The organism is Bacillus sp. SW14, from assembly GCF_047608225.1.
GTDB classification, from domain to species: Bacteria; Bacillota; Bacilli; order Bacillales; family Bacillaceae; genus Bacillus; species Bacillus subtilis_G.
On sequence record NZ_JBLKRW010000001.1, the window covers coordinates 3,219,618 to 3,241,055 of the forward strand.

Here is a 21,438-nt window from a genome sequence, read left to right on the forward strand (position 1 = left end):
CGTTCAGTTTGTTACAAGTTGGTCTTGTCTCTGTATTTGTCTTCACATCCCATACACCTGTCTTTCCTTAGATTTTGTATATAAAAAAGGCATGAAGCGTCAGCTCCATGCCTTTTTTGACCAATATGATATGCACAGCGCTTTTCAGCGCGCGGCTAGATTTAAAAAACCGTCAATCAAACAGAACTTGGGTTTGCCGCGCCAATATGAAACTGTTTTGTAAACACGCAAATTCCTTGGCATAGCAAACCCTCCTTCCACTTTTTATCTTTTTTTCATCATATAAACAAAACCTTTTTTTGTCAATCATTTCTTCATAAGGAAAAGGTTAATGGTTCTCAAATCCGGGTATTGTCTTGTAAGACGTTTTTGAAGGGGTGAAAATGATGTTTCATGCTGACCGTATTATCGTTGCGTTTGACGGGAGTGAAAATAGTAAGAGAGCGCTTCAGACAGCCATTGATCTTGCTAAAACCGTAGATGCCGCCATTACCGTCGCCCATTCACATGATATGAAAGACACTCAGACCATCATCGACCCGCCGAGGCCCGAAGCAGGAGCAAGTTATATGGGCGGAGGCATGACGAGTGTTCCTGATCCGCTGATATCAGATGTCGCACCGACTGAGCCAATCATCTACGAGGACCGTACGGAAGAAGTCATCGCCGAAGCCAGGATGATGCTCAATGACCAGCAGGCCAATGGGGATATAGATATAGTAGAAGGCGATCCTGCTGAATCCATTATCGAGTATGCGAACCGCATTTCTGCTGATATGATCGTAACCGGAAGCAGAGACCAAAACAAGCTGAAAAAGTTATTATTCGGAAGTGTAAGTGAAAAACTTTCAGCGAAATCGGATATACCCGTCCTGATTGTAAAGTGAGCACGCCCAGTGCTCGCTTTTTTAAAGTCATAATTGTGAAAAAACATAGATTTTCGTTTTTTTCTGTTATAATGCTTTCGTGCCCAAAAGCACAAAAGCATTAAAGATCATATGGGGTGTTATTTTGGATTCTCAAAAAAAGCTGACATTTCCGTTAGCCGTCGGTTTATTTATATTTATGTTAGGCATCATTATTTCTTGCTTATTCTTGCTTCATACAGAACCGCATATCCCGCTGTTTCTATGTGTTGTCATGCTTTCAGCAGCCGGTTTATGGTTCGGTTTTTCCTGGAAGACCCTAGAAAAAGGGATTACAGATGGGATCAAGAACGGCGTACAGCCGATTATCGTACTGGCGCTGATCGGTATCTTAATCGGCGCTTGGATGTACAGCGGCGCAATACCGTCCGTAACAGTTTACGTCCTGTCCTTTATTGAACCCAGCCACCTTCTTTTGACGGCTTTGTTTTCCTGCATGATCATCAGCACGCTTGTCGGCTCAAGCCTGACAACTGTGAGCACGATTGGAGTCGCACTGATTGGCGTGGCGAGCGCGGCCGGTGTTCCGCTTGAATGGACGGCAGGCGCGGTCATATGCGGCGCATGCTTTGGTGATAAAATGTCGCCGATGTCGGACACAACCAATTTTGCCGCCGGCATAGGCGAAATACCGATCTTTGAACACATTCGGCATATGATGGGCACTACTATTCCGGCTTTGCTCATCACCGTCGTGCTGTTTTACTTTCTCGGTTTATCAGTATCAGCGGACACGGCTTCAACCGATGATATTCAACATGTCATAACCGGCATCAAGGATGCCGCAAATGTGACGCCATGGGCGCTTCTTTCACCGCTCTTGGTCGTTTTGCTGGCGGTTAAGCGTGTGCCCGTGATTCCCGTTCTGACTGCAGGAATTATTTCCTCGGGAATTTTGACTGCTATCTTTGTACCTGACAGCAGCATGCAAGCATTTATGACAGCTTTGCAACATGGCACGGCGTTTGAAACTGACAATGAGGCTGCCGCTAAAATTATCAACAGAGGTGGACTGCAATCCATGATGGGCTCAGTCTCGCTCATTATGATTGCTTTTGCACTCGGCGGATTGATGGAGAAAATCGGGTTAATTTCCGCGCTATTGGAGGGTGTCATGAAAAGCATCCGCTCGAAAGGCCAGCTGATTGCGGCGACTGTCTGTTCAAGCATCGGCGTCAATTTGGCAACCGGTGAACAGTATTTATCAATATTAATACCGGGACAATCATTTAAAACCTTATACGACAAACAAAACATCCAGCGGAAATTTCTTTCCAGATCCTTAGAGGACGGCGGGACATTAATGAATCCGTTGATCCCTTGGGGAGTATGCGGAGCCTTTATGGCGAGCGCGCTTGCCGTTCCCGTCATAGACTATATCCCGTTCGCATTCTTCCTTTATATATCGCCGATGATCTCAATTTTGGTTGGATTTATTAAAAAATAAAAAAAGCTCCGCTTGCAAAGCGGGCTCTTTTTTATGCTTCATTACGAAATGCTTGCTGCCTGCTGAATGCTTTCTTGAAAAGCAGCCTGAAGCTGTTTTGTCACCGGTCCGGGTTCGCCGTTTCCGATTGAGTCCCCATCGAGCGTCACAACCGGAATAATCTCTGCCGTCGTTGACGAGATAAAGATTTCCTCTGCCTGTCTCAGCTCTTTCTCACTGACAGGCGTCTCATCAAACTTGAGCCCGTTCTTTTCAATCAGCCCTAAAATATTCATACGTGTAATGCCATTAAGAATGAGCCGGTTAGCCGGATGCGTTCGCACCGTCCCGTTGATAACGGCGTAAACGTTAGAGGATGTACCTTCCGTAACAACACCGTCTCTAATTAAAATGGCCTCAAAAGCTCCAGCTTCATAGGCCTTTTGCTTCGCCATGACATTATACAGTAAATTCAGACTTTTAATATCACACCTCAGCCAGCGAAGATCCTCATCTGTAATGGCTGCCACTCCGTACGCCTGTTCTTGCTGCGGTTTTTTCACAGAAAATGTGTAAGCAGTCGTCTGCGGCTCAAGTCCAGCTTCGTACTGGTGCTTTCGCGGCGCCGCACCTCTTGTCGTCTGAATGTATACCGCTCCCTCACTGACCGCATTCTCCTGAACAAGCTTTTCCAGATCCCACTCGAGATCTTCTATACTGAACGGGAGTGAGATTCCGATTTCAGCCGCACTTCTGAAAAAACGCTCCGCATGCTCGCGCAAGCCGAACAATACCCCTTTGTACACCCTGATAACCTCATAAATACCGTCGCCAAACTGATAACCGCGATCTTCCAAATCGATTGATGCTTCGCTGCGTTCGATCAGCTGGCCATTGACTAAAACCTTCATAATAGCCCTCCCTTTTCGAGATTTTCCTGAAGTTTTTCTGGCTGTCATTGTCACTTATTCTACCATATAGGATGTGCTGAAAAACAGAAAGAACAAGAGATCTATAGCGGGAAGGAGTTTATTTTTTCCTTAAAATCCGACATTTCGACATTTTTTCTATGTTCTTCCCATTTTTATTCCTGTATACTTGACTCGTAATACATAAGTTGTAAACTTATGCATCTTGATAAGCTGCCTGCTGTACAGCGGTATGTAGAGATTTTATGCCAATGGAGAGATTGTTATGCGACAAACGAGAGGAGACGCTTCTCCTTCTGCAGTTTCGCTTGCCTTTAAATTTGCAAGTTTAGCAGTTTTATGTGTGCTGCTTTTGATTATGGTGATGTTGGTTTATTCCAACAGCTCAACGAAAGCAAAGGAAGTCACTGTCACAACAAACGGCGAGCTTCGCAATGAGAAGGAAAGCCTGAAGCTGAAAAACGACTCCCCCGATCTGCTGATAAAACATCTGCAGACGAAACAGAACATGGGAGATAAGACGGTTTACCTAACCTTCGATGACGGCCCGTCAGCCTATACAAACCGCTTGCTCGACGTATTGAAGCGCGCTGATGTAAAAGCGACATTTTTTATGCTGTCACCGCGGATGAATGAATTCAAACAAGCTGTGAAAAGATCAGAAAAGGAAGGCCATGCACTCGGTTTACACGGCGTCACCCATAATAATAAACTATTCTACCAAACACCGACATCCCCGTTAAAAGAAATGCGGGAGGCGCGTGACACGCTGCAAGACATTACCGGATATAAAACCGATCTTGTCAGAACGCCATACGGCAGCAAGCCGTCATTGACCTCCTCACAAATCCGCAATCTTGAGAAAAACGGTTTTGTGTACTGGGATTGGACCATCGACAGCATGGACTGGAAATACCGGAATTCAGCATATGTGACGGCCGTCTTACAGCAGCTGGAGAATATGGAACACAGCCATTCAAGCCGGCCATATGTGATTCTCATGCATGATCTTCCGGCTACAGTGAACGCGCTGCCGGTATTAATCAATAAACTAAAAGAAAAAGGCTATTCCTTTGGAGTATTAGAGGACACAATGGTTCCTGTTCACGAATAAAAAAGTGAGGCGCATGAGTGCGGCCTCACTTTTTTATTCCCAAACTTCGGGCAAACTCTCCAATTTTTTGATGGATGACCATGTCAAACAAGCTGTCGCAATACGTCGGTTCTAGGTTAATGATGACTTTCTTCATGCCGGGAATCCGGCTTGCGTCCTCAGGCACAAATCTTGCCGGAGCGACTTCGAGAGATGTGCCGATGACCAATAAAAGATCTGCTTGATCCAGCTTTTCATAAAGGGTCTCAAAGTGCAAGACGGCATCGCCAAAGAGAACCACATCGGTTTTTAATACCGTTTTGCAAATGGCACCATCTTTTCCGGACGCCGTACACTCCGGCACCTCCCGCTCCAGCAAATGAGGGAGATCATATGGCGCTCCGCATGCCGGGCAGGCTGCTGTCTGGATAGACCCATGCAATTCATACACATGTCTGCTCCCGGCTTTTTTATGAAGGCCGTCAATGTTTTGCGTAAAGATATCGACCTGCTTCCCTTGCTTCTCCAGCTCAGCTAAAAGCAAGTGCCCTTCATTCGGTTCAAAGCTACCGCTCATTTTCATCTGGAACAATTCTTTGAATTTAGGCCAAAACTGACGCGGGTGGCTTAAAAAATAATCAACGCTCATCGCTTCCATTCTTGCGGCATCCTCCGTCCAGATGCCTCCTGCCGAACGAAAGTCGGGAATTCCTGATTCTGTGCTCATTCCCGCTCCGGTCAGTACGACAATTCGCTGCGCTTCATTTAAAATGTTTCTGAATGCTTCCAACTTAACACCGCCTTTTTTCTCTTATTTTACCACGAAAAAGACTCCGCCTCTGTCAGACGAAGTCTTTCCCTTTTTAAGCCCGTTCCTTTTCCTCTTTACTTACATTCACTTGGAACGGATCGTTTTGGTGCTTTTGCTTCACAAAAACCATTTGGCCGGGATATGCAAACTCGACACCCTCTGCGGCAAGGATTTCAATGATTTTATAGTTGATATCCTCTCTAATATCGAGGTTTTCAGCCCAAACCGCTGTTTTTGTATAGAAGTTGAAAAACAAATTGTAATAGCTGTCGGCAAACGTATCAAAGTTGACCATGATCGTTTCATTATCAATGCCCTCGTGCTCTAAGAGCATTGTTCTGAGAGCACGAATAGAGCGGTCAAGGTTCTCAACCGGCGTAGCGTAGGACACATGGATGGAAAACGTGATCTGGCGTTTGGTCATTCTTGTCCAGTTCGTGATCGCTTCCATCGACAGCGTAGAGTTCGGCACTGTTACAAGCGCCCCCTGTGCGGTTCTGAACCTCGTACTTCGGAAGGTAATATCCTCTACTGAGCCCGTTACCGTCGACGTCTCCACCCAGTCACCGATGGTAAACGGCTTTTCTGTAATAATAATGATTCCGCCGAAGAAGTTGCTGATGGTATCCTTCGCTGCAAGCGCAAATGCAAGTCCGCCAAGGCCCAGGCCCGCCACGAATCCATTGACATCATAATTGAATTCCTGAGCGATCACACTGACACTGAGCGCAATGATGACAAAACGAAGCAATTTGGATAAAAACGGTGCCAGAATGTCATCCATCTCCAGCTCAAAGCGCTGATTCACCTTATGGAAGATAAACGACGACGCTGCGGTCAAGTTACAAAGCCCCCAGCACAAAAGCGCCACAATCAGCGAGCGGTATATGTTGCTGATGACAGGCATTTGTTCGTCTAAAAACGGTGAATACCGGATCGCTAAAAACAGCCCTAAAGCAACAAAAAACCATCTGGCCGGCTTTTCAAACGCCACAACCACCTGTTTGAAAATTTCTGTTTTCCGCCGATTCGTGAGATTAAAAAGCAACTGAAAGAAATATCTTGTAAACAGTTTTCTGAGTATAAGAAACACCAGCAAAATCGCCAAGCTGATGCCGATTTGTATCATTTTATCAAGTGTGAAGTATTGTTGCAGATAATCTAGCATGACAGTCTCCCTTCTATTTAAATCAAATGTTTATTATACTAAAAGATTCGTAAAGATGCTCATCTAAATGTCTTTTTTCATCACAAAACCCCGGCGGAACGCCGGGGCCATTTCTCAATTCATCTATTCAGCCAGATTCAACAGGGACAGTCACTTACTTTTTTTCGTTTGTGTCTGATCAAGGAGAGTTGCTTTTTGCATTTCAGCATCCGTTTCGGCTTTAATTCTTTCCTCCACTCTGATTCTCCCTTTTCCCATGATCTCGCCTCCTTTTTTGCCATTATAAAGTAACAGAATGTTTTGTGAATATGTCGAAAGGCCTAATTTCCTGACGAAATATGTTCTGATACGCTGAGTGTCTTTATTTAGATATACGCGGTTCTCAGCCAGGACCATTCCGATATGGCAGAAAAAATTCACCAGTTTGTATCGCCGTGCATATATGGATTTGATACAATAACAGAAATGCCCATATGAGGAGCTGACTTAGCTTGTACACCATTGCCCATCGCGGAGCATCAGGTTACGCTCCGGAAAATACGTTTGCTGCATTTGACCTTGCGGCGGAAATGAATGCAGATATGATCGAACTGGATGTCCAGCTTACAAAAGACAGGCAGATTGTTGTGATACACGATGACAGAGTTGACCGAACAACAAACGGATCGGGTTTTGTTAAAGATTTTACATTGGAGGAATTGCAGAAACTCGATGCAGGAAGCTGGTACGGCCCTGCTTTTCAGGGAGAGCGTATTCCTACCTTGGAAAAGGTGCTCAAGCGCTACCACAAAAAAATCGGCCTATTAATTGAATTAAAAGGCCATCCATCTCAAATCGGAATTGAAGAAGAAGTGGGACAGCTGTTAGGGCAATTTTCTTTTTCTATCAACAATATTGTCCAATCCTTTCAGTTCCGCTCCGTCCAGAGGTTTCATGAGCTTTATCCATCGTTTCCGACAGCGGTCATTATGAGGCCCAATTTTGGGATGCTGTCCAGAAATCAGCTGAAGGCCTGCCAATCTCTCGCAAACTATGTCAATATCAAATACACACGACTCAACCGGCTGATGATCGCTTCAGGCCATAAAAACGGCTTAAAAGTGTTTGCATGGACTGTCAATAATCAAAAGACAGCCGCAAAATTACAAGCCATGGGCGTGGACGGCGTCGTAACAGACTACCCGGATTTCATCAAAAAGGATGGCAAACATGAAAAGATATAGCGCGGTGTTTGTCGGAGGAGCGCTTGGCGCCTGCCTCCGATACGGATTAAACATGTGGATACAAACCGATCAGTTCCCCGCTGCAACCTTGCTGGAAAACGCGGCTGGAAGCCTTCTATTAGGTATTCTGACCGGTTTTTTTATGATCAAGGCAAAACGGCCTCTGCTGCCGGTTTTTTTAGGTACCGGCTTTTGCGGCGGCTTTACAACAATGTCCACGTTTTCTAAAGAAACGGTGATGCTTTTGCAAGCACAACCCTCATTAGCTGTTTTATATATGGGACTCTTATTGATATCAGGAATCGTTCTTGCGCTGGTTGGCGTACTGTCGGGCCGCGGCATAGCAGGCATTCAGCAAAGAAAGGAGCTGCAGGAAAGATGACACTGGCGGGTATCTTTATAGCGGGCGGCCTTGGCGCGATGCTGCGCTTTTGGCTTGGCAATGTCATCACCGTCAAAACCAAAAGTCCCAGCCTGCCCATTGGCATATTAACAGTCAATATACTTGGGGCTCTCGGGCTTGGATTGTTTACAGGGCTCCACGTCACAAATGCTTCGGCCTCCCTCATCATCGGCACGGGATTTTTCGGCGCCTTTACGACCTTTTCCACTTTCAGCGTTGAAAGTGTTCAGCTCCTGCTGGCCAAACGCGTTATGGAAAGCATTCTGTACATCACCCTAACGCTTTGCGGGTCGCTTTTGGCGTTTTGGTGCGGCTGGACAATTGCAACGTAAAAAAACCTTGAGCTTATTTCTCGCTCAAGGTCGCATTGTTCAGTATCACAGGCTCGGGCATCGGCAACGTGTGGTGCGCGGTAACCCCGGTTGTGCTTGCTTCTTCTTTTATCTCGATTTGCTTGATTAATCGGCCGTCCATCTTCAGCACCTTTATCGTGTATGAACCGATGCGGATGGATTCACCAGCCTCAACATCGATGTTTTCTTTTAATATCAGCCCGCCGATCGTATCAACGTCTTCTTGAATCGATGCACCAAGAAGGCTGTTCACCTGATCGATCCGAACCTTTCCATCCATGACATAATGGCGATCGCCAAGATGTTGGATCAGCGGCTGTTCATCCTCATCAAATTCATCTCTGATCTCGCCGACAATTTCCTCAAGAATATCCTCTGTCGTCACAAGTCCCGATGTTCCTCCGTATTCATCAGACAATATGGCCATATGAATGCGTTCGCGCTGCATTTTAATCAGCAAGTCATGAACCGGGATGGTTTCAATCACTTCGATTACCGGCCGCACATACGGATGGATCGTCATCTTCATTCGTTCCTCTTCTGTCATAAACAACAAATCAGAAAACAAATGCTTCGTATTGACCAAACCGATGACACTGTCTTTGTCCCCGTCTGTCACAGGCCAGCGTGTGTATTTATCCTTCAGCATGACTTCAAGCATCTCGGCCATCGTCATCTCTGTTGACACAGCGGCCATTTCCTTCCGCGGTATCATAATTTCTTTGCCGATCCGATTATCAAATTCAAAAATCTTATTTACATATTTATATTCAGACGGATTAATCTCTCCGTTTTTTAAACTCTCAGATAACAGCATTCTGAGTTCTTCCTCAGAATGGGAACCATCATGCTCTGACGCAGGTTTTAAACCGAACAAGCCGCATAAAAGCCGCGCAGATCCATTGAGGATCCAAATAAACGGAAACAGGAGCAAATAGAATAAACGCAATGGACCCGCTATCAGCAAGGTCAGCTGTTCTGCCTTTTGGATCGCCACCGTTTTCGGGGCCAATTCACCTACTACAACGTGCAGAAACGTGATCAGGCCGTACGCGACCGCAAAAGAGACCGCATGAGAAACCGATTCCGGCAGGCCGAGCGGTTCAAACAATGGATGCAGAAGCTGTTCAAATGCCGGCTCCCCCAGCACGCCAAGTCCGATCGATGTCAATGTAATGCCCAGCTGGGATGCGGATAAATATTCATCCAAATCTGTTATGACACGCTTTGCGAGTATCGCCCGTTTGTTTCCTTCTGTTATAAGCTGATCAATTCTGGATCTCCTTACTCTAACAATCGCAAACTCGCTTGCAACGAAAAACGCGGTTAAAGCAATGAGCACACCAATTAAAATCAGACTGTCAATATCGTCCATTTAACCTTATCCCCTCATGAAAGGATAAGGAGTCACCTCCTGATATAATCATTTTTCCTTAACATTGAGGTACGCGGTGTATTGTTGCCTAAGCAGAGGGCCCCATCATACCACCTCCAAGTCAAAGTTTGATTATAAATTGTATATTTTATTGTAACACAACTCATTCCAAAAATGATTTTTAATTTTTAGACTTTTATTGTGAAGCAGGCTTTAATTGCAGGCACAGCCAGTCATTTGTGTTGCCTGTTTGGATTCGGATTTTGGAAATATGAAATTTTCTTTAAGCAAAGTCTTTATATAAGGATACAAAAATATCCCGTGAGTTTTTAATCTGCTCTATCGGCACACTGAAGGATAAACGGAAGTGCCCTTTCATTCCAAAACCGCTGCTCGGCACGATTAATAGTTTGTATTTTTGGGCGGCATGCACGCAAAAGGCGACTTCATCTTCTATTGGAGATTTCGGAAAAACGAAAAAACCGCCCTTCGGCATTTCAAATTCAAAACCGGCTTCCTTTAAAATGCCGACCATTAAATCCCTGCGCTCTTTATAAGCGCTTGCCTCGACTCTTACATTATCCATTCTTGCCACAGCCCGCTGCATCATGACAGGCGCATTCACAAATCCCAGCGTTCGATTACAATACACAAAAGCGTTGATCAAAAGGCCTGAATCAGGCATCCGGCTGTCCAAACCGATATATCCGAGCCGCTCTCCGGCTATGCCGAGATCTTTACTGAATGAGCTCGCCAAAATCACACGGTGATACGATTGAAACGGATTTGCCAGCTCTTCATCATAGATTAATTGACTGTAGGGTTCATCAAACAACACATAAATGGTCTGGCCGTTCTTCTCTTCTACTTCTTTTAATAAAGCGCCTAAATCATCTATATTTTTCTGGCTGAGAACAGTGCCTGTCGGGTTATGAGGCGTGTTGAGAATCAGCCCTTTCGTCTTTGGCGTGATGGACTGCCTTACCGCTTCAATATCAATCTCAAATCGAGGCGTCAATGGGCAGCTGACAGCCTTTCCCCCATAGTTCTCAATATACAATTTATACTCGGCAAAATAAGGTGCGAGAATAATGACCTCTTCTCCCGGATTCACAATGCTTTTTAACGCGACATTCAATGCGCCGCCCGCGCCCACCGTCATGACGACTCGTTCCGACGAGAACTCCGCTTCAAAACGGGACCCCAGAAATTGCGCGACCTTCTCTCTCGCTGCCGGAAGCCCTTGGTTTTGTATGTATCCATGATTGCCTTTTTCAGCTTCTTCTATTAATGCTCTCTTAAAAGCTTCAGGCGGTTCAACAATCGGGTTGCCAAGCGAAAAATCAAAGACCTGGTCATCCCCGAACTCTTTCTTCAGCCTTGCGCCTTCATCAAACAGCTTGCGAATCCATGATCCTTTATTTAAGTTTTCTTCAATTTCCCGAGATAACCCAGCCAATTTCATCTGTCCCTTCAAGTATAAAATATTTCGAAAATTGTTTTTCTCCATGTTACTTTAATCAGATGATGAATTCCACAACTTCCAGTTCTATCTGGGAAAAAACAATAAACTTGTGCAAGACACCGTTCATATATTAAACTATTCTCATAACTATAACGTGATGGTTGGGAGGGATATAGATGGGGCTGAGACTTATCGCATCAGTGAACTAGCAAAACTTGCCGGAGTAACGAAACGAACAGTTGATTATTATACGAATATTGGTCTGCTTACGCCGGCCAGATCCTGTTCAAATTACCGTTACTACGATGAAAATGCACTTAAACGACTCATATTTATTGTAGATTGCAAGAAGCAGCGATTGGCCCTGTCCGATATTAAAGATCGACTGGAGAACCAGTTTCCCTCTTCAGCTAAACTTGATGATGAAATTGGCAAACTGGCATTAGAAATTGATCATATGAATCAAAATATCTCCGGAATCTTGCATCGGTTTGAACGGCTGAAGCCCGAGGATCGTGACAAGCTGAAAAACAAGCTCCCACCCGAAAAGCTCGCCGTGTTCCAATCATTTATGCTGCTGTTAAGTTAAAACCATTTTATCTAACAGGAGGTGTTACCTTCATTCTCAATGCTAGAGTGAAGGTTCTAATTGGACATAGTGAATTTGATTTTAGTTGCTGTTTTAATCGCCCTGACGGCATTTTTCGTGGCCTCTGAGTTTGCCATTATCAGAATCAGAGGCTCACGAATCGATCAGCTGATCGCGGAAGGAAATAAAGCAGCAATAGCCGCAAAAAAAGTGACTACGCATCTTGATGAATATTTATCTGCGTGTCAGCTCGGAATTACATTGACTTCCATTGGATTAGGGGTTTTAGGCGAGTCCACAATTGAAAGGCTGCTTCACCCGCTTTTCATACAATTGAATGTGCCAGGTTCCCTTTCACATGTCATATCGTTTATTTTTGCGTATGCCATTATCACGTTCCTACACGTTGTTGTCGGAGAACTTGCGCCTAAGACAGTCGCCATCCAAAAGGCGGAAGCAGTGTCTATGCTGTTTGCGAAACCGCTGATTTGGTTTTACCGCATCATGTTCCCATTCATTTGGCTTTTGAACAATTCCGCTCGGTTATTGACAAAAGCATTTGGCCTGGAGACCGTTTCAGAAAACGAACTGGCTCACTCTGAAGAAGAGTTGCGAATCATTCTGTCTGAAAGCTATAAAAGCGGTGAAATTAACCAGTCAGAGTTTAAATATGTGAATAAAATCTTTGAATTTGACGACAGGCTCGCGAAAGAAATTATGATTCCGCGGACTGAAATTGTCAGCCTTCCGCATGATATCAAGATTTCTGAAATGATGGACATCATTCAAATCGAAAAATATACCCGCTACCCTGTAGAAGAGGGCGATAAAGATAACATTATCGGGGTTATTAATATTAAAGAAGTGCTGACCGCCTGCATCAGCGGCGAGGTATCTGTTGATTCCACCATTTCTCAATTCGTCAACCCGATCATTCATGTCATTGAATCCGCGCCGATCCAAGATCTGCTTGTCAAAATGCAAAAAGACAGAGTCCACATGGCCATCCTGTCTGATGAATACGGCGGTACGGCCGGACTTGTGACGGTTGAAGACATCATCGAAGAAATTGTCGGCGAAATCCGCGATGAATTTGATATTGATGAAATTAACGAAATCCGCAAAATCGGCGATGGCCATTATATTCTTGACGGAAAAGTGTTAATCGACCAAGTAAACGACCTGTTCGGCATTCATTTAGAGAACGAAGAAGTCGATACGATCGGCGGCTGGTTCCTTACCCAAAAATACGATGTTGAAAAAGATGATTCTATCATCGAAGAAGGCTGCGAATTTATCATTAACGAAATCGACGGCCACCACGTCGCTTATATTGAAGTCAAAAAACTCGCGGCAGAAGAGCTGGTTGAAGCTGGAGAACCGAAAGAAGCATAATATAAAAAGACACCTTTTATTGAGGTGTCTTTTAGATTGTAGACAAAGTCCTAAAACGGTTTTTGTTTTAGGATTTTGTCATCTTTTCAGCGTGATTGAAAACCCTTGAAGTCTAGGAAGGACGAGTATTGGAGCAGACTTCCGCAGGATGCGGTGACAGCGGCGTTTGAGCAGGACGCTCAGCTTTTAGCCGCTGATCTTTTCTCAAGTAAGCACCAACGCGCAGGACTGACAACGAATGCGAGGGTTTGTCGACACGCTGAGACACCTTTTATTGAGGTGTCTTTTTTATTATGTTTTGTTTCTAACCTCCCTATTCTTTTATAAAAACTGAATCCTCGGGAATTCTAATCAGGGGACTGGATCTCATTTAAAAACAAGAAAAAGGAGTGAAATGATGAAAGTAGTGGTAACTGGAGCAGCAGGTAAAATAGGACGGTGGGCCGTAAGAACAATATTGGAGGCCGGCCACGATGTAACAGCATCAGATAGAATATTAACAGAGGAATCAGCATCAAAAACATTTATCCAAGCCGATTTGCGGGATTACGGCCAAGTATGCCAGCTTATTATGGGCTGTGACGCTGTGGTCCATCTTGGGAATATTCCGACCGATGTCAGAAATCCCTCCCAGGCGATATTTGAAAATAATATGCTTGTCAACTTCAATATTTTGGAGGCTTGTAAAGATTTTAAAGTGCGTAAGCTTGTATGGGCTTCGAGCGAGACGGTGCTGGGATATCCGTTTGTACCGAAAGAGCTCAGCTACCTTCCTGTAGACGAAGAGCATCCGACAATCGTAAAATCGTCTTACGCAATGGCAAAGCGTCTGACCGAGATCCTTTCAGATATGTTTTCAAAGCTGATGAATACACAAATTGTCACCCTCCGCTTTGCAAATATATATGAACCTGATGAGTATGAAAAAATTCCAGGCATGCATTGGAACGAAAAGCAAAAGGATATCCAAAAGAAAAATGCATGGGCGTATTGCGATGTGAGAGACGCTGCGCACGCTTGCCTGCTTGCAATCGAAAAAAACAATATCGGCAATGAGGTCTTCCACATTACGGCGCCGGATACCATCATGAAAGAACCGAGTGAAGACTTGGTAAAACGATTTTTCCCAGAAGTCTCTTTAAAGCGGGATATAAAAGGATATGAAACACTGATGGCGATCGATAAAGCGAAAAAGACCCTTGGTTATGAACCCCGTTATACATGGCGTTCTGTATTAAACAATGACGGCTCACTCAAAGCACTGCCAGAGGACCAGCTTTCATTATCCAAAATATAAAACAAAAAAGCAGCGGATGTTCATTGAACTTCTGCTGCATTTTTTATATCATATTCTTCTAAATCGATGTCTACGTCCATTTTAAGAGCCAGCTTCGCCAGCTGTTGCCCCATATAAGGTCCCATTGTCAAACCGGACGATCCAAGGCCATTTGCCGCTATGATCCCGTCCCAGCCGGGAAGAGGTCCGATCACCGGCACATCACCCGGTGTAATCGGTCGTAAACCGACTCTTGCTTCTTGAAAGGTGCTGTTTGCTAAATCAGGAGCCATTTCCAATCCTTTGTTCAACAATTCCTGCAGCCCGCCTGCCGTGATCCGTTCATCACGACCTTCTATATCATCTTCACGAGTCGCTCCGATGGCCATTCTCTTGTCAGCATAAGCTAACAGATATTCCTTAGAAGGCGGCATGACAGCAGGCCAACTGTCCATATTGTTTGCGTCAGGAACCTGTACATATATGATCTGCGCTTTTTGCACGCTTACTTTAAAGCGAATGCCTAAAGGCGCCAGCAATTGGTCTGCCCATACACCGGCACAAACAATCACCTTGTCAGCAGAATAACATTCATCACCGACGGTTACTCCTGTCACTCGTTTCGAATGATATTGAAGCTTGGCATCGCCTGTTAAATAAACGGCGCCCATTCTTTGAGCAGCACGCAATAATGCATCTCTCAGCATCTCGCCATCCACTCGAGCGGCTCCGCTTATATGAATTGAATGGTACCGTTTAGCCAGCAATGGAAACATGCCGGCGGTTTTAAATTCAGATAGAAAAGAAATGTCTCCGATTTCCGGGGCGTCTTGTTTGCGTTCTTGCACCCGTTTTTCAATCTTTTCAATCTTTTCTTTCTCGTGATGAATACTAAGAGCACCAACCGGAGCATAACCCGTTTCTATCTCGCCTGCTTTTCTAAGCTCCTCTATGAAACAGGGGTAAAAGTGCGCTCCTGCCTTTGCCAGCTTGTACCACGCCTGATTTCGCCTCGGTGACAGCCATGGACAAATAATGCCTTTCGCTGCATGGGTGGCCTGTCCCTTATCTTTCCGATCTATGACAAGAACCTCAGCCCCCATTTTGGCTAACTGATACGCTGTTGACGCTCCTAGAATTCCAGCCCCTACTACGATCATTTTCATCATTTTCCGTAACCTTTCCCAATAATTAATTCCTTATATAGTATAGCTAATTGCCAAGGAACTTATAAACAATCGGGAAATCGGGGAGTGCGGGCACTGGTGGATTATAGCTGTTCCAGCTTGTTTTCAAGCTCTTTAATACTGTTATTTAAAGCCTCTGTCATGGCTGCAAGTCTTTCTTTTGACGGCAGGTGGGCAAAATCAGCCTGCTGAAGCGGCTCACCGATAATGAGCTTCATTTTTCCTTTTTTGAATAATCCCTTTCCGCTTGAAGGCCCTTTATATGCAGCGGGAACGAGCGGCGCTTTCCCCATTTGCGCAATTGTCACCGCGCCTCTTTTTAAAGGCACATCCTCGGAGGTCCTTGTTCCGCTCGGGAAGATACCGACGATCTCTCCTTCTTTCAGCAGCTTAATCGGGGTTTTAATACTGCTTGGTCCGGGATTTTCACGATCTACCGGAAAGGCATTGATTTTCTTCAAGAACGAACCGATCCATTTATTTTGAAAAAGCTCTTTTTTCGCCATGTAGTGTATTTGATAAGGAAGAATCCCGACTCCGAGTGTGATCACATCAACCCAGCCGGAGTGTGTACACGCGATGACAAAACCTGAATCGGCCGGAAGGTTTTCTTTGTTATACACCTTCACTCCTCCGCGAAGAGAAAGAATAACTTTTAAAGCATTTGCACAAAACTTATACATATCGCACTTCCTTTGTCGTAATCAATGATTCTTTCTGCTTCTATTATAACAACATTTTTTATTACCTGGTACTAATTTTTAAGATTTCTCTGGTTAAAACGCCAAAAAGCTGAGGATCGCCCTCAGCTTTTGTTAGATTTCCTCCCTGGTCGGGGGTGCCATAAACTCGGGCCCGACCGGGTCTGAAATCGTATTTTTCAATATGGTATTGATGTCTTTATGATCTTCACTGCTCAGCGTCCAGTCTGTAATCTTCGATATCGCATCAACCTGCTCAGGCTTTCTCGCCCCCCAAAGAGCGATATCCGCTCCCGGCTGATCTAAGATCCATCTGACGGCCAAGTGAATCACTGATTTTCCATAACGTGTCTGCGCCAGCTCATCCAACTGATGAACAGCAGAAAGATACTCTTTAAAACGGGGCTGCTGGAATTTTGGATCATGATTTCGCAGATCGTCGCCCTCAAACGTGTACTCTTCGGTCATTTTACCTGTTAGCAGCCCTCTGCATAAACTGCCGTATAATATCGTTGTGATCTGTTTGTCTTTCGCATATGGAAGAACATTCTCTTCAATTTCTCTTTCAAACAGATTATATGGAGGCTGAATCGTTTGAAGCGGTGCAATGGCGCGAAATGTATCCATTTGTTCAACTGAAAAGTTACTGACGCCAATCGCCCTGATTTTGCCGGCATCATATAATTCCTTCATGACTTCCGCCGTTTCTTCAATTGGCACAAGCGGATCGGGCCAATGCACCTGATAAAGATCAATATAATCCGTTTGAAGCCGTTTCAAAGAAGCCTCGACTTCCTCTATGATTCTCGCTCTGTTCGCATGGCGGAAGAGCTGGTTGTTCTTCCAGTCCAGAGCCGTTTTCGTTGCGAGAATCACCTGATCTCTTTTGCCGTGCTCCTTGATCGCCCTCCCTACAGTTTCCTCGGACTGCCCGAAGCCGTAGGCCGGAGCGGTGTCAATCAGTGTGATCCCCTGATCAAGAGCGGCATGGATGGTTTTGATTGATTGTTTCTCGTCAGTGCCTCCCCACATGGTTCCGCCAATTGCCCATGTGCCCAGGCCGATTCTGGAGGCTTTTATATCGGTGTCTGCTATACTGGTATATTCCATTGTGCCACTCCTTCTTTTTTCACTCTCTTTTCCCCACTGGAAAAAATGTTAAACATTTCTCGGTACTATCTTTCGCGGCCATTTTTAGGTACTATATAGGAATGGTGTTTGATGAGGTATAAAAAGCCGTTTGCATGTAATGTGCAACTTTAAACCTTTCTTATGCGTGTATAACATAGAGGGGAGAAAAGGCAGTGACGATCGATGAAATTTATCAAATGTACATGAATGATGTTTACAGGTTCCTGCTCTCCATGACAAAAGACAAGCATCTTGCCGAGGACTTGCTGCAGGAAACCTTTATGCGGGCATACATACACATTCACTCCTATGATCACAGCAAAGTAAAGCCCTGGCTTTTTCAAGTGGCGCGAAACGCCTTCATTGATTACGTCAGAAAGCATAAGAAAGAAGTAACCATTTCTGATGACTTAATCGGTAGCCTCTTTCAAAGTGCTGTTCAGAGCCCTGCTCATCAGGTAGAGATAAAGGAAGTGCTGACTGGTTATATGTCCGAGCTCCCCGATAATTATCGGGAGGCCTTAACGCTATATTATTTAAAAGAGCTAAATTACAAAGAAGCATCCCATATTATGAATATTTCAGAGGCGAATTTTAAAAGTGTTTTATTTCGCGCCAGACAGCGGCTGAAAGCACTTTATAATAGAGGTGTTAATGATGAATGAAGAATTTAAAAAGCGTTTTGATCAATATAAAAATGGGGAAATGAGCGACCGGGAAATGACCGCATTTGAGGAAGAACTAGAGAAGCTCGAAGTGTATCAGGAACTGATTGATAGCGAGCTAGAGGACGATAACGATTGGGATGTCAGCATCAGTCAAGAAAAACAAAAAGCGATTTTAGCCTATGGGAAACGCAAGTCTTATTTACGAATTTCTGTCCTTGCCGTTATTTCGACCTTGATGATTTTGCCGCTTTGTACGCTGGGAAGCTACCTCTATTACGGAATGGGAGGAAAACAAAGCACCGGCAATGAGTTTATGGAAACCGCCGCAGTCACTGTAGCCCTGACCATGCCAAATGTTCTTGTCGATACATCCGGACTGAAAAGCCAAGTGAAGCTGTTTGGCATGAATACCGAATTCCCGTTGCAAAAGCAGATCGGTACGAAGACAGTCGCAGTGGGGAATGAACGAGTTGAAATGTTTTATAATAAAGTGAAAGCGCCTGTCGTTAACTACTATGATTTAGAAGTGCATAAAACCGGCCATTACTTTACACACCCATCAAATGCGTCTGAACAATCCACTGCAAAAGCTGACCAAACGTTAAAGACATTGCCCGAAGGAACGGTTTCCGAGGTCTACCTTTCATATGACCGTGCATACCCGACAAAAGAAATATATAACAAGTTCAAAGGGTATGATGTGAGCTTTTTGTGGAATGCAATTGAAACAGAGAACAACAACAATGAGAAAGTATACGCAGAGCCGCTTGGCTATCCCGGGAAAGATTCAAAGTTCTTGGCTGCGCTTAATACAAAAGGCAAGTCAAATGGCGATCAGTTTATCAACGCCTTGACATTCATGTCCAAGCACGAAAAATGGGCGCAGGTTATTTCAAAACGAAAAGACCTGAATGTGGTTAAACGATTGGATTATGTAGAGAAAAACGGTGTCAATGTATACGGCTCGGTCGTTACAGGCCCAACCAAGGAAATCCAGAGCATGCTGAAAAACAAATCTGTAAAATCAGCGAATGTCGGCGAGGTGGAATTATGGAACTGGTAAGAATTTTTAAAGAACACAATGTATTCGGCTGGATTTCAGTCGGGACAGCAATCCTGTCCCTGCTCTTGCTGAATTTGGCGATTATCAGCAATGTCACAATTTATTCCTATCAAATGCTTCCGTTCGCCATGGCCGCCGTTCCGTTTGGCATTATTGAACTCTTCATCAAGAGAGGGCGCACCGGGCCAGGCCTGCTCGGCGTCATCCTGAATCTCTTTGTGATTATTTGTGTGTATACCATTGTATCTGTAGATACTAATTTACAGTTTGGCTTTTAAAAGAAAGACGCCTGAGGGGGCGTCTTTTTTGATTACAGCGGCTTTCTAAACAAGTAGCTTTCTATCGTAAAACCCATTTTGTCTATATAAAATCGGTGTGCGTCTTTACGCTGAAGGCCAGATGAAAGACTGACAAAGCCAAGTCCGGCTTTTCTTGCCCAGTCTGCGGCATAATCCAAAAGTAATTTGCCGTATCCCTTTGATCGGCAAGGCGCGGTTGTCACAAGATCCGCAATCCACAAATGCTCTCCCTTGTGAATGGAAACCCTCGGCAGCGCGCCGCACAGCGCCCTGATTGCCGTATCCTCATATAAGGCAAACAGCATATACGATTCTTGCTGCACACAGGCGTCAAGCCTTTGTAAATATGTTTCTTCATCCAGTTCTGTTCTCAATTCACTCATAACCGGATACGATTCAGCCCATTCTTCTTTCGTGGTTAACTGTTTCATATGAATCATCTTCTCAATCCCCTTTCCTTTCGTTACAATGATCATAGCTAATAAATGGCATTTACCAAATAGCCAATATCAAAAAATATGACCATGCCAGATATAAAGGAGACTTGAGATGGATATCACGCCGTTTCTTGATAAAAAAAGCAAAACACCGCTGTATGAGCAGCTTTATACCTTTTTCAAACAAGAAATTTCACACGGGAGAATTACGAAAGGAACAAAACTTCCTTCAAAACGCAGGCTCTCTGTCTTGCTCGGTGTCAGTACAGCAACAATTGAACATGCATACGAGCAATTAACTGCTGAGGGCTATGTCAAAAGCAAACCAAAAATCGGCTGGTTCGCGGCGGGAGTAGAAGCAGATTTTACAGCGGCTCCTGACCATTTTCAGCAGTCTATGCAGAAGGTCTTACCTGAAGAGAACGTACCTGTTATTGACTTTCATCAAGGCAATGTTGATCCGGCCCGCTTCCCCTTTAACGCATGGAGAAAAAGCATCGTAAAAAGTCTGGACCGCTATTCCGGCCACACCTCTGGAGACCCTCAAGGAGAGCCTGAACTCAGGCGCATGATTACCCGTTTCGTCAGGCTGTCAAGGGGTGTCATTTGCGAGCCCGGCCAGATTATGATTGGCGCAGGAACGACCGTGCTTCTGCAAATTCTTTGTCTTACGCTTAAGCACGGCACAAAAATCGGGTTTGAAGAACCGGGTTTTCATCGTTCAAGAAGATTATTTGAAGCAAATCACATGCATGTCATTCCGATTTATTCTGATGAAGAAGGCGTCCTGCCGGGTGAGCTTAAAGCGCAGAATCCATCTCTCGTGTATACGACTCCTTCGCATCAGTTTCCGCTCGGGAGCATTATGACGATAACCCGAAGACAAGAGCTTCTGGCATGGGCAAAGGAAGCAAACTCGTTCATTATAGAAGATGATTACGATGGGGAATTTCGCTACAGCGGCCAGCCCATTCCGTCTTTGCAGGGTCTTGATCCAAATGGCAGAGTCATATATCTCGGCACTTTTTCAAAGTCACTGCTGCCTTCTTTGCGGCTCAGCTACATGATCTTGCCCCCTGCACTCATGGAATCGGTCAGAAAAAACGCTCACTTAATGAAACAAACGGTCTCTTCCCACTCTCAAATGGCACTGGCAGACTTCATCGAAAGCGGAGAGTGGCAAAAGCATGTAAACAGAATGAGAGCCTTATACCGAAAAAAACACGCTGTCCTGTTAGAAGCCATACGGTCTGAACTAGGGAACAGCGTTGAGGTTCTCGGGAAAAACTCCGGTCTTCATATCCTCCTGCGGCTTTTGTTTCCGGCAAGTGAAGAAGAAGCGATTAGTGCTGCTGCCGACAATGGCGTAACCATCTATCCCGTATCCCCCTCTTATAAAGGACAGCCGCCATTTGTTTCTGTTTTAATCGGTTATGGCGGTTTGTCAGAAGAGGACATCAGGCTCGGGATCCAAAAACTGAAAACGGCATGGGCACCGTTGACATCGTCTTATTAAATAA

General features: G+C 44.8%; 23 protein-coding genes and 1 pseudogene. 13 read left to right on the plus strand and 11 right to left on the minus strand.

Going from position 1 to position 21,438, the window contains the following annotated elements; all coding sequences use genetic code 11:
* Positions 1-67 precede the first annotated feature (67 nt).
* Positions 68-227: pseudogene (locus ACMX2I_RS16630) on the minus strand (hypothetical protein).
* Between the two features lie 159 nt (positions 228-386).
* Between ACMX2I_RS16630 and ACMX2I_RS16635 the strand changes: the two are divergent.
* Complete coding sequence (locus tag ACMX2I_RS16635; protein WP_253269155.1) at positions 387-887, plus strand: universal stress protein; 501 nt, start codon at positions 387-389, stop codon at positions 885-887.
* Positions 888-1,011: 124 nt separating this feature from the next.
* Positions 1,012-2,373: a Na+/H+ antiporter NhaC gene (nhaC, locus tag ACMX2I_RS16640; protein WP_414957542.1), complete on the plus strand. Its 1,362-nt coding sequence runs from the start codon at positions 1,012-1,014 to the stop codon at positions 2,371-2,373.
* A 41-nt stretch (positions 2,374-2,414) separates the two neighbouring features.
* Here the strand turns inward: nhaC and dat are convergent, their stop codons facing one another.
* A complete protein-coding gene (gene dat / locus ACMX2I_RS16645; RefSeq protein ID WP_414957544.1) occupies positions 2,415-3,263 on the minus strand; it encodes a D-amino-acid transaminase in 849 nt (282 codons plus the stop codon).
* A 283-nt stretch (positions 3,264-3,546) separates the two neighbouring features.
* Here dat and ACMX2I_RS16650 point away from each other — a divergent pair, with 283 nt between their 5' ends.
* Entirely contained in the window at positions 3,547-4,395 is an 849-nt protein-coding gene (locus ACMX2I_RS16650) for a polysaccharide deacetylase family protein (RefSeq protein ID WP_414957545.1), read from the plus strand.
* A gap of 25 nt (positions 4,396-4,420) precedes the next feature.
* Here ACMX2I_RS16650 and ACMX2I_RS16655 read toward each other — a convergent pair whose 3' ends face one another.
* The 3 genes from ACMX2I_RS16655 to ACMX2I_RS16665 all read right to left on the minus strand — a co-directional run bounded on the left by ACMX2I_RS16655 (position 4,421) and on the right by ACMX2I_RS16665 (position 6,611).
* Complete coding sequence (locus ACMX2I_RS16655) at positions 4,421-5,164, minus strand: NAD-dependent protein deacylase (RefSeq protein WP_087991215.1); 744 nt, start codon at positions 5,162-5,164, stop codon at positions 4,421-4,423.
* Positions 5,165-5,237: 73 nt separating this feature from the next.
* Positions 5,238-6,353 carry a mechanosensitive ion channel family protein gene (locus tag ACMX2I_RS16660; RefSeq protein ID WP_414957547.1) on the minus strand — a complete coding sequence of 372 codons (1,116 nt, stop codon included), beginning with the start codon at positions 6,351-6,353 and terminating at the stop codon, positions 5,238-5,240.
* Positions 6,354-6,503: 150 nt separating this feature from the next.
* A complete protein-coding gene (locus tag ACMX2I_RS16665) occupies positions 6,504-6,611 on the minus strand; it encodes a YhdX family protein (RefSeq protein WP_003224203.1) in 108 nt (35 codons plus the stop codon).
* Positions 6,612-6,844: 233 nt separating this feature from the next.
* Between ACMX2I_RS16665 and ACMX2I_RS16670 the strand changes: the two genes are divergently transcribed.
* Genes ACMX2I_RS16670 through crcB form a run of 3 tightly spaced genes read left to right on the plus strand, consistent with a single transcriptional unit; the run spans position 6,845 to position 8,311 of the window.
* A complete protein-coding gene (locus tag ACMX2I_RS16670) occupies positions 6,845-7,576 on the plus strand; it encodes a glycerophosphodiester phosphodiesterase (RefSeq protein ID WP_414957549.1) in 732 nt (243 codons plus the stop codon).
* Complete coding sequence (locus ACMX2I_RS16675; protein ID WP_414957550.1) at positions 7,563-7,958, plus strand: fluoride efflux transporter FluC; 396 nt, start codon at positions 7,563-7,565, stop codon at positions 7,956-7,958. Before ACMX2I_RS16670 ends, ACMX2I_RS16675 begins: the two co-directional genes overlap by 14 nt.
* Positions 7,955-8,311 (plus strand): fluoride efflux transporter CrcB, encoded by a 357-nt coding sequence (crcB, locus tag ACMX2I_RS16680; RefSeq protein ID WP_414957551.1) that lies wholly within the window; start codon positions 7,955-7,957, stop codon positions 8,309-8,311. Before ACMX2I_RS16675 ends, crcB begins: the two co-directional genes overlap by 4 nt.
* Positions 8,312-8,324: 13 nt before the next feature.
* Here the strand turns inward: crcB and ACMX2I_RS16685 are convergent, their stop codons facing one another.
* Both ACMX2I_RS16685 and ACMX2I_RS16690 read right to left on the minus strand, forming a co-directional pair.
* Entirely contained in the window at positions 8,325-9,707 is a 1,383-nt protein-coding gene (locus tag ACMX2I_RS16685; protein ID WP_414957553.1) for a hemolysin family protein, read from the minus strand.
* Between the two features lie 283 nt (positions 9,708-9,990).
* Positions 9,991-11,172: a pyridoxal phosphate-dependent aminotransferase gene (locus ACMX2I_RS16690; RefSeq protein WP_414957554.1), complete on the minus strand. Its 1,182-nt coding sequence runs from the start codon at positions 11,170-11,172 to the stop codon at positions 9,991-9,993.
* 157 nt (positions 11,173-11,329) lie between these two features.
* Between ACMX2I_RS16690 and cueR the strand changes: the two genes are divergently transcribed.
* The 3 genes from cueR to ACMX2I_RS16705 all read left to right on the plus strand — a co-directional run bounded on the left by cueR (position 11,330) and on the right by ACMX2I_RS16705 (position 14,453).
* Positions 11,330-11,761, plus strand: coding sequence for a Cu(I)-responsive transcriptional regulator (gene cueR, locus ACMX2I_RS16695; RefSeq protein ID WP_289349051.1), 432 nt, complete (start codon positions 11,330-11,332; stop codon positions 11,759-11,761).
* 60 nt (positions 11,762-11,821) lie between these two features.
* Complete coding sequence (locus ACMX2I_RS16700; protein ID WP_253268972.1) at positions 11,822-13,156, plus strand: hemolysin family protein; 1,335 nt, start codon at positions 11,822-11,824, stop codon at positions 13,154-13,156.
* A 397-nt stretch (positions 13,157-13,553) separates the two neighbouring features.
* A complete protein-coding gene (locus tag ACMX2I_RS16705) occupies positions 13,554-14,453 on the plus strand; it encodes an NAD-dependent epimerase/dehydratase family protein (RefSeq protein WP_414957556.1) in 900 nt (299 codons plus the stop codon).
* A gap of 20 nt (positions 14,454-14,473) precedes the next feature.
* Here the strand turns inward: ACMX2I_RS16705 and ACMX2I_RS16710 are convergent, their stop codons facing one another.
* From ACMX2I_RS16710 to ACMX2I_RS16720, 3 genes are all read right to left on the minus strand, one after another.
* Complete coding sequence (locus tag ACMX2I_RS16710; protein ID WP_414957557.1) at positions 14,474-15,601, minus strand: NAD(P)/FAD-dependent oxidoreductase; 1,128 nt, start codon at positions 15,599-15,601, stop codon at positions 14,474-14,476.
* A 101-nt stretch (positions 15,602-15,702) separates the two neighbouring features.
* Positions 15,703-16,302: a 1-acylglycerol-3-phosphate O-acyltransferase gene (locus ACMX2I_RS16715; RefSeq protein ID WP_087991203.1), complete on the minus strand. Its 600-nt coding sequence runs from the start codon at positions 16,300-16,302 to the stop codon at positions 15,703-15,705.
* A 132-nt stretch (positions 16,303-16,434) separates the two neighbouring features.
* Complete coding sequence (locus ACMX2I_RS16720; RefSeq protein ID WP_414957559.1) at positions 16,435-17,430, minus strand: aldo/keto reductase; 996 nt, start codon at positions 17,428-17,430, stop codon at positions 16,435-16,437.
* Positions 17,431-17,624: 194 nt separating this feature from the next.
* Between ACMX2I_RS16720 and sigM the strand changes: the two genes are divergently transcribed.
* The 3 genes from sigM to ACMX2I_RS16735 are packed head-to-tail and all read left to right on the plus strand — an operon-like array spanning position 17,625 to position 19,460.
* Complete coding sequence (gene sigM, locus ACMX2I_RS16725; protein WP_087991201.1) at positions 17,625-18,116, plus strand: RNA polymerase sigma factor SigM; 492 nt, start codon at positions 17,625-17,627, stop codon at positions 18,114-18,116.
* Positions 18,106-19,182 carry an anti-sigma factor gene (locus ACMX2I_RS16730; protein ID WP_414957560.1) on the plus strand — a complete coding sequence of 359 codons (1,077 nt, stop codon included), beginning with the start codon at positions 18,106-18,108 and terminating at the stop codon, positions 19,180-19,182. The genes sigM and ACMX2I_RS16730 overlap by 11 nt, the downstream gene beginning before the upstream one ends.
* Positions 19,170-19,460 (plus strand): anti-sigma factor, encoded by a 291-nt coding sequence (locus ACMX2I_RS16735; protein ID WP_087991199.1) that lies wholly within the window; start codon positions 19,170-19,172, stop codon positions 19,458-19,460. Before ACMX2I_RS16730 ends, ACMX2I_RS16735 begins: the two co-directional genes overlap by 13 nt.
* A gap of 32 nt (positions 19,461-19,492) precedes the next feature.
* Here the strand turns inward: ACMX2I_RS16735 and ACMX2I_RS16740 are convergent, their stop codons facing one another.
* On the minus strand, positions 19,493-19,921 hold the full coding sequence (locus ACMX2I_RS16740; RefSeq protein WP_087991198.1) for a GNAT family N-acetyltransferase: 429 nt from the start codon (positions 19,919-19,921) through the stop codon (positions 19,493-19,495).
* A 109-nt stretch (positions 19,922-20,030) separates the two neighbouring features.
* On the opposite strand from ACMX2I_RS16740, the gene ACMX2I_RS16745 reads away from it, so the two are divergent.
* A complete protein-coding gene (locus ACMX2I_RS16745) occupies positions 20,031-21,434 on the plus strand; it encodes a PLP-dependent aminotransferase family protein (RefSeq protein ID WP_414957562.1) in 1,404 nt (467 codons plus the stop codon).
* Positions 21,435-21,438: the final 4 nt, after the last annotated feature.

Bases quoted from the DNA above. Each gene is read 5' to 3' on its own strand.
- ACMX2I_RS16635 (WP_253269155.1), top strand. From the start codon at position 387: ATGTTTCATGCTGACCGTATTATCGTTGCGTTTGACGGGAGTGAAAAT.
- dat (WP_414957544.1), bottom strand. From the start codon at position 3,263: ATGAAGGTTTTAGTCAATGGCCAGCTGATCGAACGCAGCGAAGCATCA.
- ACMX2I_RS16650 (WP_414957545.1), top strand. From the start codon at position 3,547: ATGCGACAAACGAGAGGAGACGCTTCTCCTTCTGCAGTTTCGCTTGCC.
- ACMX2I_RS16660 (WP_414957547.1), bottom strand. From the start codon at position 6,353: ATGCTAGATTATCTGCAACAATACTTCACACTTGATAAAATGATACAA.
- ACMX2I_RS16665 (WP_003224203.1), bottom strand. From the start codon at position 6,611: ATGGGAAAAGGGAGAATCAGAGTGGAGGAAAGAATTAAAGCCGAAACG.
- ACMX2I_RS16675 (WP_414957550.1), top strand. From the start codon at position 7,563: ATGAAAAGATATAGCGCGGTGTTTGTCGGAGGAGCGCTTGGCGCCTGC.
- crcB (WP_414957551.1), top strand. From the start codon at position 7,955: ATGACACTGGCGGGTATCTTTATAGCGGGCGGCCTTGGCGCGATGCTG.
- ACMX2I_RS16685 (WP_414957553.1), bottom strand. From the start codon at position 9,707: ATGGACGATATTGACAGTCTGATTTTAATTGGTGTGCTCATTGCTTTA.
- ACMX2I_RS16690 (WP_414957554.1), bottom strand. From the start codon at position 11,172: ATGAAATTGGCTGGGTTATCTCGGGAAATTGAAGAAAACTTAAATAAA.
- cueR (WP_289349051.1), top strand. From the start codon at position 11,330: ATGGTTGGGAGGGATATAGATGGGGCTGAGACTTATCGCATCAGTGAA.
- ACMX2I_RS16705 (WP_414957556.1), top strand. From the start codon at position 13,554: ATGAAAGTAGTGGTAACTGGAGCAGCAGGTAAAATAGGACGGTGGGCC.
- ACMX2I_RS16710 (WP_414957557.1), bottom strand. From the start codon at position 15,601: ATGATGAAAATGATCGTAGTAGGGGCTGGAATTCTAGGAGCGTCAACA.
- ACMX2I_RS16715 (WP_087991203.1), bottom strand. From the start codon at position 16,302: ATGTATAAGTTTTGTGCAAATGCTTTAAAAGTTATTCTTTCTCTTCGC.
- ACMX2I_RS16720 (WP_414957559.1), bottom strand. From the start codon at position 17,430: ATGGAATATACCAGTATAGCAGACACCGATATAAAAGCCTCCAGAATC.
- ACMX2I_RS16730 (WP_414957560.1), top strand. From the start codon at position 18,106: ATGATGAATGAAGAATTTAAAAAGCGTTTTGATCAATATAAAAATGGG.
- ACMX2I_RS16735 (WP_087991199.1), top strand. From the start codon at position 19,170: ATGGAACTGGTAAGAATTTTTAAAGAACACAATGTATTCGGCTGGATT.
- ACMX2I_RS16740 (WP_087991198.1), bottom strand. From the start codon at position 19,921: ATGATTCATATGAAACAGTTAACCACGAAAGAAGAATGGGCTGAATCG.
- ACMX2I_RS16745 (WP_414957562.1), top strand. From the start codon at position 20,031: ATGGATATCACGCCGTTTCTTGATAAAAAAAGCAAAACACCGCTGTAT.